Genomic DNA, 14,967 nt, shown 5'->3' with positions numbered 1-14,967 from the left:
GCGGCATGACTGACATCGCAACCCGCGCGACCCGCGTGGTGGCAACGACCGGAGGCCGCAGCCGTCACAACGGCGGCGGCCCCCGGGCGGGCACCATCGCCGCCTTCCTGCTCCCGTTCTTCCTCCCGTTCGTGCTGTTCTACCTGGTGCCGATCGCCTACGCCGTCTGGCAGAGCTTCCTCGTCGTGCGCCGCACCGGCGGCCAGTACGGCACGTCGTACACGGCCTTCGGCGGCTTCGAGCAGTACGTTCAGGTGTTCCAGAACACGGAGTTCTGGTCCAGCATCGGGCGCATCGGACTGTTCGGCATCGTGCAGGTGCCGGTCATGCTGTTCGTCGCGCTGATCATCGCGCTGCTGCTCGACACTCCCCTGCTGAAGCTGAAGGGGTTCTTCCGCATCACGGCGTTCATGCCGTATGCCGTGCCCGGCGTCATCGCCGCGATCATGTGGTCGTTCCTCTACTCGCCGCAGCTCAGCCCCCTCGTCGACCTGCTGAAAGCCATCGGCCTCCAGCCCGACTTCCTCGGCCCGGGCGCCGTGCTGTGGTCGGCGGCGAACGTCTCCACCTGGCTGTGGACCGGCTACAACATGCTGATCATGTTCTCGGCACTGCAGGCGATCCCGCAGGAGCTCTACGAGGCCGCCAAGCTCGACGGTGCGAGCAACTGGGCGATCGCGTGGCGGATCAAAGTCCCGATCATCGCGCCGTCGATCATCCTCACCACGGTGTTCTCGATCATCGGCACGCTGCAGCTCTACGCCGAGCCGGCCGTGCTGCGCCAGATCTCCTCGAACATCTCGAGCACGTTCACCCCGAACATGCTCGCGTACGCGGTGGCCTCCGGGAACAACTACCAGCAGGCAGCGGCGATCTCCGTGGTCATCGCCGTCATCACCTTCGTCTTGAGCTTCGGGTTCATGCGACTGACCTCGAAGAGGGCCGGACTGTGAGCAACCAGACCCCGACCCGCGAAAGCCGCGTCAGCCGCACGGCCGCCATGGCTCTGATGTTCCTCCTGGCGATCTACTTCCTGCTGCCGCTCTACTTTCTGATCGTCGCGGCGACCAAACCACAGGGCGACCTCGCCTCCACCTTCGGGCTGACGTTCTCGCACTTCGACCTGTTCAAGAATCTGGACACCCTGTTCAGCCGCAGCGACGGCATCTTCGGGCGGTGGGCCCTGAACAGCGTGATCTACGCGGTGCTGGGCGCGGCCGTCGGAACCCTGATCTCCGCGCTGTGCGGCTACGCGCTCGCCAAGTTCAAGTTCCGGGGCCGCGAGTTCCTGTTCTCCGTCATCCTCGGCGGCGTCCTCGTTCCCACCACCGCGCTCGCGCTCCCGCTGTTCCTCCTGTTCTCGGCGACCGGGATCGTCAACACCTACCTCGCGGTGTTCCTGCCCAGCATCGTCAGCCCGTTCGGCGTCTACCTCGCCCGCATCTTCACCGCCGCCGCCGTCCCCGAGGAGATCCTCGAGTCGGCGCGCCTGGACGGCGCCGGCGAGTTCCGCACGTTCTTCTCGGTGGCGCTCAAGCTGCTGACGCCGTCGCTGGTGACCATCTTCTTGTTCCAGTTCGTCGGCATCTGGAACAACTTCTTCCTGCCGATGGTGATGCTCCAGAAGGAGTCGCTCTTTCCGATCACCCTCGGGCTCTACCAGTGGAACGGTCAGACCGCCCGTGCCCCGCTTCTTCAGGAATCCGTGATCACCGGCTCGCTGGTCTCGATCGTGCCCGTGATCATCCTGTTCATCCTCCTTCAGCGGTTCTGGCGCACCGGACTCGCCTCCGGCTCGATCAAGTGACCCCGTACCACCGCCCCCCTGTCTCCCACGTTCCCACCAGCAGAAGGTCCCCTCTCCCCATGCAGAACTCCGCCGTCTTCGTGCCCCATTTCCACTGGGACCGGGAATGGTATGAGCCGTTCCAGGTGTTCCGGCACCGGCTTGTCACCGCTCTCGACACCGTGCTGGAGACGGCCGAGGCGAACCCGGACTTCCGGTTCACCGTCGACGGGCAGATGGCCGCGATCGAGGACTACCTGGAGATTCGACCGGAGAACCGCGATCGGGTCACGGCGCTGGTCACCGGCGGCCGGCTCGCCATCGGGCCGTGGCTCATCCTGCTCGACGAGTTCCTGTGCTCCGGCGAGACCATCGTGCGCAACCTGCAGATGGGATGGGCGGCCGCGGCGGACCTCGGCGGCTCGATGCCCATCGGCTACCTGCCGGACATGTTCGGCCACGTCGCGCAGATGCCGCAGATCCTGGCGCGCGCCGGAATCGAGCACGCGGCGCTGTGGCGCGGTGTTCCCGGCTCCGTCGACGGTCACGCCTTCCGCTGGCGCGCTCCCGACGGCTCCGAGGTGCGCACCGAGTTCCTCTTCGACGGCTACGACAACGGCCTCGACGTCCTGCTGGTGCCCGACCAGATCGGGCGCGCGCTCGGCGAGTACGCGGAGATGACGGCCGAGCGGTGGGGTGACGATCCGCTGCTCGCGATGGCCGGCACCGACCACAACGCGCCCGACCCGCAACTCGCGACCTGGCTGCGGCGGGCGTCCAGCGACGAGCGCGCCATCACCATCGCGACGCTCGACGAGTACATTCGCAAGCACGTGCGCGACGAGGTCTCCGCCGTCGTCACCGGTGAGCTGCGCAGCCACGTGCGCGGCAACATCCTCCCGGGCGTGCTCTCCGTACGGCTCGGGCTCAAGCAGCGGATGGCCGTCGCCGAGCGCACCGTCGACCACGCCGAGCGGGTGAACGCCCTGTGGTCCCAGCGTGACGACTCGCCGTTCCTCTCGCTCGCGTGGCACAAGATCATCGAGTCGTCCGCGCACGACTCGGTCGTCGGCTCCGGCACCGACGAGACCTCCGACCAGGTCGAGGCGCGTCTCGCCGAAGCCGCGCACGCCGCGCGGGCGGTCCGGGACGCGGCCCTCGCCGAGCCCGCCGCCCTGGTGCCGAGCGACGGCTACCTGGTCGCCAACCCGCTGCCGTTCCCGCGCACGGCCCTGGTCGAGGTGGACGTCGTGGCCCCGCCCGAGGGAACCGTTCTGGTCGCGACCGCCGCCGACGGCTCGGCGCATCCCGCCCAGCTGACCTCGCAGGCCCCGACCGTGCTCAGCGACGAGCGCATGGACGCCTCGCAGCTCGAACGCGTGCTGCGCCGCATCCACCGCCGCGAGCTCTTCGGCCGCCTGATCGACCACTACGAGCTCACCCCCGGCTCGCTCGTCTTCCACCTCGCCGAGGTGCCGGCCGGCGGACCGTTCGACCTGCTGATCCTGCGCCGTGAGGTCGCCGCCGCGGCCGCCGCTCATCCGGGTGAGTGGAGGGTGCTGACGCTGGAGGAAGCCCGCGCGACCGCGCTGGTGCCCGTGAACGTCCCCGCCTCCGGGCTTGCGAGTTTCCGGGTCGAACCGAGCGACCGGACCGCCGCGCGGTCGACGGCGTCCGCCCCCGCGACGGCGACGGCCCGCACGCTTTCCAACGGACTGGTCGAGGTCGCGGTCACTGCCGACGGCACCCTGGACGTGACCGGGGCCGACGGCACCGTGCTGCACGGAGTCGGCCGCCTCGTCGACGGCGGTGACCGCGGCGACAGCTACAACTACGCTCCGCCGGCGAAGGACGTGCTCGTGTCGGAGCCGGCGGAGGTCTCCGTCGAACTCCTCGAGAACGGCCCGCTGCGTTCGAGGATGCGTGTCACCCGCGTCTACGAATGGCCCGCCGCGCTCTCCTCCGAGCGTGATCTACGCAGCGACCGGACCGTGCCGACCCCGGTGGAGACCCTCGTGGAGGTGCGCGTGGGTGAGCCGTTCGTGCGCGTCTCCACGTCGTTCCTGAACTCCTCCGCCGACCACCGGCTCCGCTTCCACGTGCCGCTGCCCGAGCCGGCGGCCGTGTCCGCGTCCGCCGGGCAGTTCGCCGTCACCGAGCGCGGGCTCACCGCCGAGGGTGGCTGGGGCGAATACCCGATCCCGACCTTCCCCGCGAGCTCGTTCGTGTCGGCCGGAGCCGCCAACGTACTGCTCGACCACGCCACCGAGTACGAACTCGTCGGCGACGGCTCCGAACTGGCCATCACGCTGCTGCGCGCGATCGGCTCGATCAGCGTCAACATCCATCCGCTCCGTGACGAGCCCGCGGCGAGCGAGATCCCCGCACCGGGCGCGCAGGATCTCGGCGTGCGCGTCGAGAACCGCTTCGCCGTCGTGCCCTCGGCGACCGGCTGGCAGGGCGCGAACGCGGTCGCTCTCGCCGAGGACTTCCGCAACGACGTGCTGGTCGCCCGCGGGACCGCGCCCGCCGGGGGTCAGCTGCCCCCCGACGCGACCGGCGTGCGGGTCGACGGTACGGACATCCTCGTCTCGAGCATCCGCCGCGTCACCGACGACGATCGCGGCGCCGGCACCGAGGTGCGGTTGACCGCGATGAGCGACACGGGATCGGCCGTCCGCGTGACCGGCGCGTTCACCGAGGCCACCACGGTCGACCTGCTCGGCCGCCCCCTCTCCGCGGCGCCGGTCGCGGACGGACTCGAACTCGCCCTCGGTCCGTGGGAGATCCGAACGGTCGTGGTCCGATAGACAACTGCGACCGCTGTTCTCAAGAAAGGGTTGTGACCTCGTGCCCTCCCAACTTTCCGCCTACGTTTCGGACACCGCACCGGGGCGGGGCGCGCTGCGCACGGCGCGCTCGTGGCTGCACTCCGACGCCCCCCGCCGCTCGCTGAACGGGCTCTGGCGTTTCCGTCTGTCGCCCACGGCGTCGGTGGCGGAGGATTTCGCGGCCGAAGACTTCGACGACAGCGGCTGGGACGGCATCCCGGTGCCCTCCCACTGGGTGCTCCAGGGTGACGGAGCCTACGGCCGGCCGATCTACACGAACGTGCAGTTCCCGTTCCCGATCGACCCACCCCATGTCCCGGACGAGAACCCCACCGGCGACTACCGCCGCCACTTCGACGTACCCGCCGACTGGTCGGACGCCGAGCGCGTCGTGCTGCGGTTCGACGGCGTCGAGTCGCTCTTCACGCTGTGGGTGAACGGCGACGAGATCGGCGGCGCCGCCGGCAGCCGGCTCGCCCATGAGTTCGACGTGACCTCGTCGCTGCGCCCGGGAGACAACGTCGTCGCCGTGCGAGTGCACCAGTGGTCGGCGGCCAGCTATGTCGAAGACCAGGACCAGTGGTGGCTGCCGGGCATCTTCCGTGATGTCACCCTGACCGCACGGCCGGCCGGAGGCATCGAGGACGTCTGGCTGCGGACCGGGTTCGACGGCGGGCGCGGACGGATCGAGACGGAGATCACCGCCGAGGCGGCGGCGTTCCCGGTCACCCTTCGCCTCCCCGAACTCGGCATCGAGCAGGTCTGGGCGACGGCCGCCGACGTGGCCCCGCTCGACGTCGACGGCGTGGAGCCCTGGTCGGCAGAGCGGCCTCGCCTGTACGACGTCACCGTGTCGACGGCCGCGGAGAGCATCGCCCTGCGGGCCGGTTTCCGTACGGTCGAGATCCGCGGCGACCGGTTCCTGGTCAACGGCCGCCGCGTCGTGTTCCACGGGATGAACCGCCACGAGACCCACCCCGAACGCGGCCGCGTCTTCGACGAGGAGCACGCCCGCGAGGACTTGGCCCGCATGAAGCGGTTCAACGTGAACGCGATCCGCACCAGCCACTACCCGCCGCATCCACGACTGCTCGACCTTGCCGACGAGCTCGGATTCTGGGTCATCCTCGAATGCGATCTCGAGACGCACGGCTTCGACAAACTGGGCTGGGCCGGCAATCCCAGCGATGACCCGGCGTGGCGTGAGGCCTACCTCGACCGCATCCAGCGCACCATCGAACGGGACAAGAACCATCCCAGCATCGTGATCTGGTCACTCGGCAACGAAGCGGGAACCGGTGGCAACCTCGCTGCGATGTCGGCGTGGGTCCACGCCCGCGACACCGGACGACCCGTGCACTACGAAGGCGACCACGCCGGCGAGTACACCGACGTCTACTCACGGATGTACTCCTCGGTGCTCGAGACCGAGCAGATCGGAACCGACGGCTCACGCGCGAGGCTGCTGAACTGCACTCCCGCGCAGGGCGCCCGGCAGCGCACCAAGCCGTTCCTGCTCTGCGAGTACGCCCACGCGATGGGCAACGGGCCGGGGGCGCTCGACCAGTACGAGGCGCTGGTGCACGAGCATCCGCGGCTGCACGGCGGCTTCGTCTGGGAATGGCGCGATCACGGCATCCTGACGACAACCCCGGATGGGACACCCTTCTACGCGTACGGCGGCGACTTCGGAGAGGTCGTCCACGACGGCAACTTCGTGATGGACGGAATGCTGCTGAGCGACGACGTCCCGACTCCGAGCCTCCACGAGTACAAGGCGGTCGTGGCGCCGGTCCGCTTCGCCTTCGACGGCGACGAGGTCGCGATCACCAACCTGCGACACTCGGCCGACACCTCTGACCTGCGCTTCCACTGGCGCGTCGAGCACGACGGGACGCTCGTGGACTCCGGGGACCTCCAGGTCCCCGTCGTCGCGGCGGGCGAGTCGGCGCGGGTGCCGCTTCCACGGATCCCGGTGTCGCCGGACTCGGAGACGTGGCTCACCATTGACGCGGTGCTGGCGGCCGCGACCGCCTGGGCGCCCGACGGGCATGTGATCGCGACCGCCCAGCTGGACCGTTCGGCGCCTCGCCCCGTGCCCGCCGTCCGACGCGAAACCGGTTGGCGGCAGAGCGACGGAACGCTGACGCTGGGAATCGCCGAGTTCGTCGACGGGTCCCTCGTGCGCCTCGCCGGCCGCGCCGTGGCCGGCCCGCAGCTGGAACTGTTCCGTGCCCCGACCGACAACGACGAAGGCGCCTCGGAAGAGGTCGAGGAGAGCGACGCCGGCATCGCCGGGGTCTCCAACGCCGAACTGTGGCGTCGCGACGGTCTCGACCGGCTGACCACGCGGCGGCTGTCCGTGGAGCGCACCGCGGGCGCCCTGCGGACGATCGCCAAGGTCTCAGCGGCGAACTCCGCCCTGTCGGTGATCGTGGAGTCCGTCTGGTCGGTTCAGGGCGACGAGCTCGAGTTGCGTGTGGAGATCGAGCCCTCGAGGGGCTGGCTGACGGTGTGGCCGCGGATCGGGATCCGTTTCGACCTGCCCGATGGCGCCGCTCCCGTCGACGGCGCTGAGTGGTTCGGTCTCGGCCCGCTCGAGTCCTACCCCGACAGTCTCCGCGCGGCACGCACCGGCCGTTTCTCCTCCGCCATCGGCGACCTCTCCGTTGACTACGCGCGGCCCCAGGAGACCGGGCACCGCTCCCGGCTGCGACAGCTGACGCTGACGAGTGCCGGCACCACGGTGCTACGCATCGCGACATTGCCGGATACGCGCGGACGTCGCCCCGGCTTCACGCTCAGCCGCCACACCCCACAGCAGATCGCACGGGCCGGACACCCGTTCCAGCTGCCGGATTCGACGACGAGTCACCTGATCGTCGATGCGGCCCAGCACGGGCTCGGCTCACGGGCCTGTGGGCCGGACGTGTGGCCCGAGTTCGCGCTTCGCCCCGAGGCTCGCACGATCAGGCTGCGCATTGCAGCGGGCTAGTCACGCGGCCCGCTGTGTTCGCTGTGTTCGCAGTGTCCGCAGCGCGACCGGGGAGCAGGCCGGGCTATGCGCCGCCCGCTCCCCGGTCGCGCGGCGGCGCCCCCCATCCGGCCGCCGTCACCGGCGGTCGATCGAGACGCCCACGAGCCGGGTGCAGTCTCGCGTGCGGGCAGGACGTTATGACAATATGTCAGGACAAAGCATTGCCGTAGCATGTGGTCAACGGGCACGCTGCCCCCATCGTCAGCTGCCGAAACAGGCCTCATGCCACGGCTGGAACGACCCAAACACGTATCGAAACGGGGATCACGAATGCGCATCGGGCTAGCGGGTGTCGGACGGATCGGCGCCTTCCATGCCAGGACCCTGGCGGCTCTCGACTTCGTCGACGAGCTCGTCGTGACGGACGCCGACCTCGGGGCGGCCAAGTCCGTCGCCGACGAGCTTGGGATCGAAGTCGCTCCGGACGCCGAGGCGCTGCTCGCGTCGGGCGTCGACGGCTTCGTGATCACCACGGCCACCCCCGCCCACGCGCCGCTCCTGCGTCAGGGCATCGCCGCGGGAGTGCCCACCTTCTGCGAGAAGCCGGTGGCCTCCACCCTCGCGGAGACCATCGGGCTGGCCGACCTCGTCGCGTCCACCGGCGTGCAGGTGCACGTCGGCTTCCAGCGGCGGTTCGACGCCGGCTACCGGCGGGCGCGGGCCGCGGTGGAGTCGGGGGAGCTCGGGTTCGTCCACACCATCAGGGCCAACACCCACGACCAGGCCCCGCCGCACGCGTCCTACATCCCGACCTCCGGCGGCATCTTCCGCGACTGCAACGTGCACGACTTCGACATCCTCCGGTTCGTCACCGGGCGGGAAGTGGCCTCCGTCTACGCGACGGGCGCCAACAAGGGCGCCGACTTCTTCGCCGCGGCCGGTGACGTCGACACCGCCGGAGCCCTGCTGACCCTGGACGACGGCACGATCGCCCTGATCTCCTCAACCCGCTACAACGGCGCCGGCCACGACGTCCGCATGGAGGTCCACGGCGAGAAGGGCACGATCGCCGTCGGGCTGGACCACTCGCTGGCGATGCGCTCCGCCGAGGAGGGCGTCGACTTCCCCCGGGGTCCCCAGAAGTGGTCGTTCATGGAGCGCTTCCTCCCCGCGTACCAGGCCGAGCTCACCGCGTTCGCGGAGGTCGTCCGCGGCGAGCGGACCTCCCCCTGCACCGTCCGCGACGCGCTCGAGGCCTCCCGCATCGCCGAGGCGTGCGAACTCTCCCGGGCGGAGCGCAGGCCCGTCGCCCTTTCCGAGATCAAGGGAATCTGAGGACATGACCACTGTGAGCACCGCGAACATCCCGTCGTCAGGCGACCGCCGCCCGGTGGCCGATCGCGTCGCCGGGGCGCCCATCTCCTGGGGCGTCAGCGAGGTCCCCGGATGGGGGTTCCAGCTCGAACCGGACACCGTACTGCGCCAGATGCGCGCCCTCGGCCTCAGCGCCACCGAGTTCGGCCCTGACGGTTTCCTGCCCGACGACCCCCAGGCCAAGGCGGCGACGCTGGCCGGTTACGGGTTGAAGGCGGTCGGGCAGTTCGTCCCCGTCGTCCTGCACGATCCGGGTCACGACCCCCTCCCGGACGTCGAGCGCGCGATGGAGGGGCTCGTCGCGGCCCAGGCCTCCACCGTCGTCATCGCCGCCGCCACCGGCCAGGAGGGCTACGACGACCGTCCGGTCCTCGACGATGCGGGATGGTCGGCCCTGCTGGGCAACCTCGACCGCATCACCGACGCCGCCGCAGCCCACGGGCTCGTCGCCACGCTGCACCCCCACGTCGGCACGATGATCGAGAGCGGCGAGGAGACCGAGCGGGTGCTCGCCGGCAGCCGCATCGGCCTGTGCCTCGACACCGGGCACCTCCTCATCGGCGGCGGCGACCCCGTCGCCATCGCCGAGCGCAGTCCCGAGCGGATCGTCCACACCCATCTGAAGGACGTCCGGGTCGACTGGGCCAGGCGCGTGCAGTCCGGAGACGTGACCTACACCGAGGCCGTGGCCGGCGGCATGTACGTCCCGCTCGGCGAGGGCGACGTCGACATCAGCGCCATCGTGGCCGCGCTCGAGGGCAGTGGGTACGCGGGGTGGTACGTCCTGGAGCAGGACACCATCCTCGCCGGCCCGCCGGCCGCCGGAGGCGAAGGGCCGGGGCCGGTGGCGGACGTGCGGGCGAGCATCGCACACCTGCTCGCCGTGGCAGGCGACCCGGGCACGGCGAAGGCATGACGACGGCCCCAGCGGCATACGATCTCGTGGCCATGGGCCGGGTCGGGGTGGACATCTACCCGCTCGACTCCGGCGTGGGTCTCGAGGACGTCGAGCGTTTCGGGAAGTTCCTCGGCGGCAGCGCCACCAACGTGACGGTGGCCGCGGCCCGGTACGGGCACCGGTCCGCGATCATCACGCGCACCGGCCGGGACCCGTTCGGCCGGTATGTTCACCGGGCGCTGCGTGACTTCGGCGTCGACGACGTGTTCGTCACGGAGGTCGACGGCCCACCGACGCCGGTGACCTTCTGTGAGATCTTCCCCCCGGACGACTTCCCCCTGTACTTCTACCGCTACCCGACCGCCCCCGACCTGATGATCGAAGCGCAGGAGCTCCCGCTCGACGCGATTCGTGAGGCCTCGGTCTACTGGGCCACCGTCACCGGGTTGTCGCAGGAGCCGTCGCGCGCCGCGCACTTCGCCGCCTGGGAGGCCCGCGAACGGCGGTCGCACACCGTCCTCGACCTCGACTACCGGCCCATGTTCTGGCCGGACCCGAGCGAGGCCACCGTACAGGTCGGCAAGGCCCTCGATCACGTCACGGTGGCGGTGGGCAACCGCGAGGAGTGCGAGGTCGCCGTCGGCGAGACCGATCCGCAGCGCGCGGCGGACGCCCTGCTCGAACGCGGGGTGGAGCTCGCGATCGTCAAGCAGGGCCCCAGGGGTGTGCTCGCCGCGACCGCCGACGAGCGGGTCGAAGTCCCCCCCCTCCCCGTCACGGTCGTCAACGGCATCGGTGCCGGGGACGCCTTCGGCGGTGCGCTCGTCCACGGGCTGCTCAATGGCTGGGACCTGCACCGCGTGCTGCGGTTCGCCAACGTGGCCGGCGCCATCGTCGCCTCGAAACTCGAGTGCTCCAGTGCGATGCCGACCGAGGCCGAGGTCGAGGCCGCCCTCGCCGGCCGGGAACAGGAGATGGGACGATGACGACAACATCGAGCCGTGTGAGCCATGCGAGCATCGCCGAGCTGACCGAGATCCGGGTGCGCGAGCCTCGGCGGATCACCGATGGGTGGGCCGCCAGGAGGCGCCGTGAGCTCGTCGGCGAGGACGGCCGGCTGCTCATCGTGGCCGCGGACCATCCTGCCCGCGGCGCACTCGGCGTCCGCGACGACAGCCATGCGATGGCCTCGCGCAGCAACCTGCTGGAGCGCCTCGCCACGGCGCTGTCCCGCCCGGGCGTCGACGGCGTGCTCGGCACGCCGGACGTGCTCGACGACCTGCTGCTCATGGGTGCGCTGGAGGGCAAGGTCGCCATCGGTTCGATGAACCGGGGCGGTCTGCAGGGTTCGGCCTTCGAGTTCGACGACCGGTTCACCGCCTACACGGCCAAGGAGATCGCGGCCAGCGGCATCGACGGCGGGAAGATGCTGACCCGGATCTGCTACGGCGACCCCGGAACCGTCGCGACGCTCGAGGCGAGCGCCCGCGCGGTCACCGATCTGGCCGAGCGGGGCCTGATGGCGATGGTGGAACCCTTCCTGTCCGTCCGCCAGGACGGCCGCGTGCGGAACCTGCTCGACCCTGACTCGACCATCAGGTCGATCCACATCGCGGCGGGGCTCGGCGCGACGAGCCGGCACACCTGGCTGAAACTGCCGGTCGTCGACGAGCTGGAACGGGTCATGGACGCGACCACGCTGCCGGCCCTCCTGCTCGGCGGAGATCCGGGCGGGCACCCCGACGAGACGTATGCCGCGTGGGGCAGGGCTCTGGACCTGCCCGCCGTGCGCGGGCTGGTCGTGGGGCGGGCGCTGCTGTTCCCGCCGGACGGCGACGTGGCCGCGGCGGTCGACATCGCCGCGGGTCTCGTGCACGGGAGGCGGCCGTGAGCAACGGCAAACGCTGGGTCCGCCCCTTCGGGACGGCCGTCTCGGGCGAGTTCGAGGTGTCGATCGACGACGCCCTCGACGGATGGACGCACACGAGCCTGCGGGTGGCCACGCTGGAGCCGGCCGGTCAGGTGACCGTCGCCACCGGCGACGACGAGGTCCTCGTCGTGCCCCTGCGGGGAGGCGCCGAGGTCACGGCCGTCGACCACGCGGGTGAGCGCCACGAGGCCCGGCTCGCCGGGCGGGAGAGCGTCTTCGCCGGTCCGACCGACGTCGCCTACGTCCCGCGGGGGTCGCACCTCACCGTGCGGAACCCCGGGACGGACCCGGTGAGGATCGCGCTCTGCGGCGCGAAGGCGACCAAGCGGCAGGTGCCGCCGCCGTTCCGGCATGTGGCCGTCGCCGAGGTTCCCGTCGAGCTCCGCGGAGCGGGTACGGCCTCGCGCGAGGTGCGCAACTTCGGCGTCCCGCAGGTGCTCGACGCAGACTCGATCATCGCCTGCGAGGTCGTCACGCCGGCGGGCAACTGGAGCTCCTATCCGCCGCACAAGCACGACGAGGAACGCGACGGCGTGGAGACCGAGCTCGAGGAGATCTACTACTTCGAGGTCAGGACCGAGCCCGGCGGCCCTGCCGGGAGCGCGGATCCCGTCGGCTACCAGCGGGTCTACGGCACGGACGCGCGGCCCATCGACATCCTCGCCGAGGTCCGCTCCGGTGACGTCGTCCTCGTGCCGCACGGGTGGCACGGCCCGGCGATGGCGCCTCCCGGCTACGATCTCTACTACCTCAACGTGATGGCCGGCCCCGGCACGACACGGGCCTGGCTGATCTGCGACGACCCCGCGCACGGATGGGTGCGGGAGTCGTGGGCCCAGCAGGACGTCGATCCCAGGCTTCCGATCGGAGGATTGCGATGACCTCGACCGCAGGGACGGTGCGCCTGACCGTGGGCCAGGCCGTCGTCCGTTTCCTCGCCAACCAGTGGAGCGAGCGCGACGGGCGGCGCCAGAAGTTGTTCGCCGGGTGTCTCGGGATCTTCGGTCACGGCAACGTCGCCGGGATCGGCCAGGCGCTGCTGCAGAACGAGCTCGCCGCCGGCGAGGAGCGCCTGCCGTACGTGCTGGCCCGCAACGAGCAGGCGATGGTCCACACGGCGGTGGCCTACGCACGGCAGAAGGACCGCCTGCAGACGTGGGTCTGCACCGCGTCCGTCGGCCCCGGTTCGACCAACATGCTCACCGGGGCCGCGCTCGCCACCGTCAACCGGCTCCCGGTGCTGCTCCTGCCCTCGGGCACGTTCGCGACCCGGGTGGCCGGGCCGGTGCTGCAGGAGCTCGAGGCGCCGTACGCCGCGGATCTCACCGTCAACGACGCCTTCCGCCCGCTGTCGCGCTTCTTCGACCGGGTCAACCGGCCGGAGCAGCTGCCCTCGGCGCTGCTCGGCGCCATGCGGGTGCTCACCGACCCGGTGGAGACCGGGGCGGTGACCATGGCGCTGCCCCAGGACGTGCAGGCCGAGGCGTTCGACTGGCCGGTGGAGCTCTTCGCAGAGCGGGTCTGGCGAGTGGGCCGGCCCCTTCCCGAGGCCATCGACATCACCGACGCCGCCGCGCTCATCCGCTCGGCGCGACGCCCGTTCGTGGTGGCCGGCGGCGGGGTGCACTACTCCGGCGCGGAGGACGCACTGCGCGCGTTCAGCGAGGCGACCGGCATCCCGGTCGGCGAGAGCCAGGCGGGCAAGGGCTCGCTGCCGCACGAGCACCCTCAGGCGATGGGCGCCGTCGGCTCGACGGGCACGACCGCCGCCAACGCCCTCGCCGGTGAGGCCGACGTGGTCATCGGCGTCGGTACCCGTTACGGCGACTTCACCACCGCCTCGCGGACCGCCTTCCAGAACCCGGACGTCCGCTTCGTCAACGTCAACGTCGCCCGCTTCGACGCCGGAAAGCTCTCGGGGCTGTCGGTCGTGGCCGACGCCCGGGAGGCGCTCATCGCGCTGACCGCCGCCCTGGACGGGTACGCGGTGCACCCGGCGTACCGCGACCGGCAGGCGGAGTTGTGGCGGGACTGGGACGCCCGGGTGGAGACGGCCCACAACCCGCCGGCGGAGATCACCGACGCGCTCGCTGACGGCGTGCTCACCCAGGGCACCGTCCTCGGCTGTGTCAACGAGCTGTCCGACCCGAGGGACGTGGTGGTGTGCGCGGCCGGCTCCATGCCCGGAGACCTGCACAAGTTGTGGCGGGTCCGGGACCGCAAGTCCTACCACGTCGAGTACGGCTTCTCCTGCATGGGCTATGAGATCCCCGGCGGCATCGGCGTACGGCTGGCCGACCCGGACAGGGACGTGTTCGTCCTGGTGGGCGACGGCTCCTACCTGATGATGCCGACCGAGCTGGTCACCGCGGTGCAGGAACGACTCAAGATCATCGTCGTCCTGGTGCAGAACCACGGCTTCCACTCCATCGGCTCGCTCTCGGAGTCGCTCGGATCACAGCGGTTCGGCACCGCCTACCGCTTCCGCAACGACGCCACCGGCCGCCTGGACGGGGAGAGGCTGCCGATAGACCTCGCCGCCAACGCCCGGAGCCTCGGCGCCACCGTGATCGAGGCGCGCAGCCGCAAGGAGCTGGAGCAGGCGATCAGGGACGCCAAGGCCGCTCCCGCGGACGGCGGTCCCATCGTCATCCACGTCGAGACCGACCCCACCGTCCACGCTCCGGACAGCGAGTCCTGGTGGGACGTCCCGGTCAGCCAGGTCAGCGATCTCGACACCACGCGGCGGGCCCATGACGCCTACACGGCGCACAAGGCCGCCCAACACCCCTACCTGGCGCCGACGGAGCGGACCGAACGATGAGCAGGCGGCGCGCGCCGAGGGTCTGATTCCCTGACGATCCCCCGGGAGTGCTTCCTCAACGAGGTCGCCGTCGGCCATGCCAGGCATCGAACCGGGACCGTACGGCTGACCCCTTCTGTAAGGGGTCAGCCGTCCTCGAGGCGGAACCCGACCTTCATGCCGACCTGGAAATGACCTACCTCGCCGTCGACGATGTGTCCTCTGACCTCCGTCACCTCGAACCAGTCGAGATGACGCAGGGTCTGCGAAGCGCGGCGGACGCCGTTGCGGATCGCATCCTCAACGCTCTCCCCCGATGTGCCGACTATCTCGGTCACGCGATACGTTCGATCTGTCACCACATCTTC

General features: G+C 70.6%; 11 protein-coding genes. 10 read left to right on the top strand and 1 reads right to left on the bottom strand.

All coding sequences use genetic code 11. The features are described from left to right. Positions 1 to 5 precede the first annotated feature (5 nt). The 10 genes from CHC08_RS02395 to iolD all read left to right on the top strand — a co-directional run bounded on the left by CHC08_RS02395 (position 6) and on the right by iolD (position 14,620). Positions 6 to 953: a carbohydrate ABC transporter permease gene (locus tag CHC08_RS02395; protein WP_089205476.1), complete on the top strand. Its 948-nt coding sequence runs from the start codon at positions 6 to 8 to the stop codon at positions 951 to 953. Further along, the gene (locus tag CHC08_RS02390) at positions 950 to 1,807 is read left to right on the top strand and encodes a carbohydrate ABC transporter permease (RefSeq protein ID WP_089205475.1); all 858 of its coding nucleotides are present in this window, start codon (positions 950 to 952) and stop codon (positions 1,805 to 1,807) included. Before CHC08_RS02395 ends, CHC08_RS02390 begins: the two co-directional genes overlap by 4 nt. A gap of 59 nt (positions 1,808 to 1,866) precedes the next feature. Beyond that, complete coding sequence (locus tag CHC08_RS02385; RefSeq protein ID WP_089205474.1) at positions 1,867 to 4,596, top strand: glycoside hydrolase family 38 N-terminal domain-containing protein; 2,730 nt, start codon at positions 1,867 to 1,869, stop codon at positions 4,594 to 4,596. A 40-nt stretch (positions 4,597 to 4,636) separates the two neighbouring features. Continuing rightward, positions 4,637 to 7,612 (top strand): glycoside hydrolase family 2 TIM barrel-domain containing protein, encoded by a 2,976-nt coding sequence (locus tag CHC08_RS02380; RefSeq protein ID WP_089205473.1) that lies wholly within the window; start codon positions 4,637 to 4,639, stop codon positions 7,610 to 7,612. 312 nt (positions 7,613 to 7,924) lie between these two features. After that, complete coding sequence (locus tag CHC08_RS02375; RefSeq protein ID WP_089205472.1) at positions 7,925 to 8,929, top strand: Gfo/Idh/MocA family protein; 1,005 nt, start codon at positions 7,925 to 7,927, stop codon at positions 8,927 to 8,929. 4 nt (positions 8,930 to 8,933) lie between these two features. Further along, positions 8,934 to 9,884, top strand: a complete 951-nt coding sequence (locus CHC08_RS02370; RefSeq protein WP_089205471.1) for a sugar phosphate isomerase/epimerase family protein — start codon at positions 8,934 to 8,936, stop codon at positions 9,882 to 9,884. Further along, entirely contained in the window at positions 9,881 to 10,852 is a 972-nt protein-coding gene (gene iolC, locus CHC08_RS02365; RefSeq protein ID WP_089205470.1) for a 5-dehydro-2-deoxygluconokinase, read from the top strand. Before CHC08_RS02370 ends, iolC begins: the two co-directional genes overlap by 4 nt. Continuing rightward, positions 10,849 to 11,757: a class I fructose-bisphosphate aldolase gene (locus CHC08_RS02360; protein WP_089205469.1), complete on the top strand. Its 909-nt coding sequence runs from the start codon at positions 10,849 to 10,851 to the stop codon at positions 11,755 to 11,757. The genes iolC and CHC08_RS02360 overlap by 4 nt, the downstream gene beginning before the upstream one ends. Then, positions 11,754 to 12,677 (top strand): 5-deoxy-glucuronate isomerase, encoded by a 924-nt coding sequence (gene iolB / locus CHC08_RS02355; protein WP_089205468.1) that lies wholly within the window; start codon positions 11,754 to 11,756, stop codon positions 12,675 to 12,677. The genes CHC08_RS02360 and iolB overlap by 4 nt, the downstream gene beginning before the upstream one ends. Next, complete coding sequence (gene iolD, locus CHC08_RS02350) at positions 12,674 to 14,620, top strand: 3D-(3,5/4)-trihydroxycyclohexane-1,2-dione acylhydrolase (decyclizing) (RefSeq protein ID WP_089205467.1); 1,947 nt, start codon at positions 12,674 to 12,676, stop codon at positions 14,618 to 14,620. Before iolB ends, iolD begins: the two co-directional genes overlap by 4 nt. Before the next feature lie 125 nt (positions 14,621 to 14,745). Here the strand turns inward: iolD and CHC08_RS02345 are convergent, their stop codons facing one another. After that, positions 14,746 to 14,958: a dodecin gene (locus CHC08_RS02345; RefSeq protein WP_089205466.1), complete on the bottom strand. Its 213-nt coding sequence runs from the start codon at positions 14,956 to 14,958 to the stop codon at positions 14,746 to 14,748. Positions 14,959 to 14,967 lie beyond the last annotated feature (9 nt).

The organism is Streptosporangium subroseum (assembly GCF_900188345.1).
GTDB lineage: Bacteria > Actinomycetota > Actinomycetes > Streptosporangiales > Streptosporangiaceae > Streptosporangium > Streptosporangium subroseum.
Note: the sequence above shows the minus strand (reverse complement) of the source record. Positions and strands in the feature narration are given on the sequence as shown.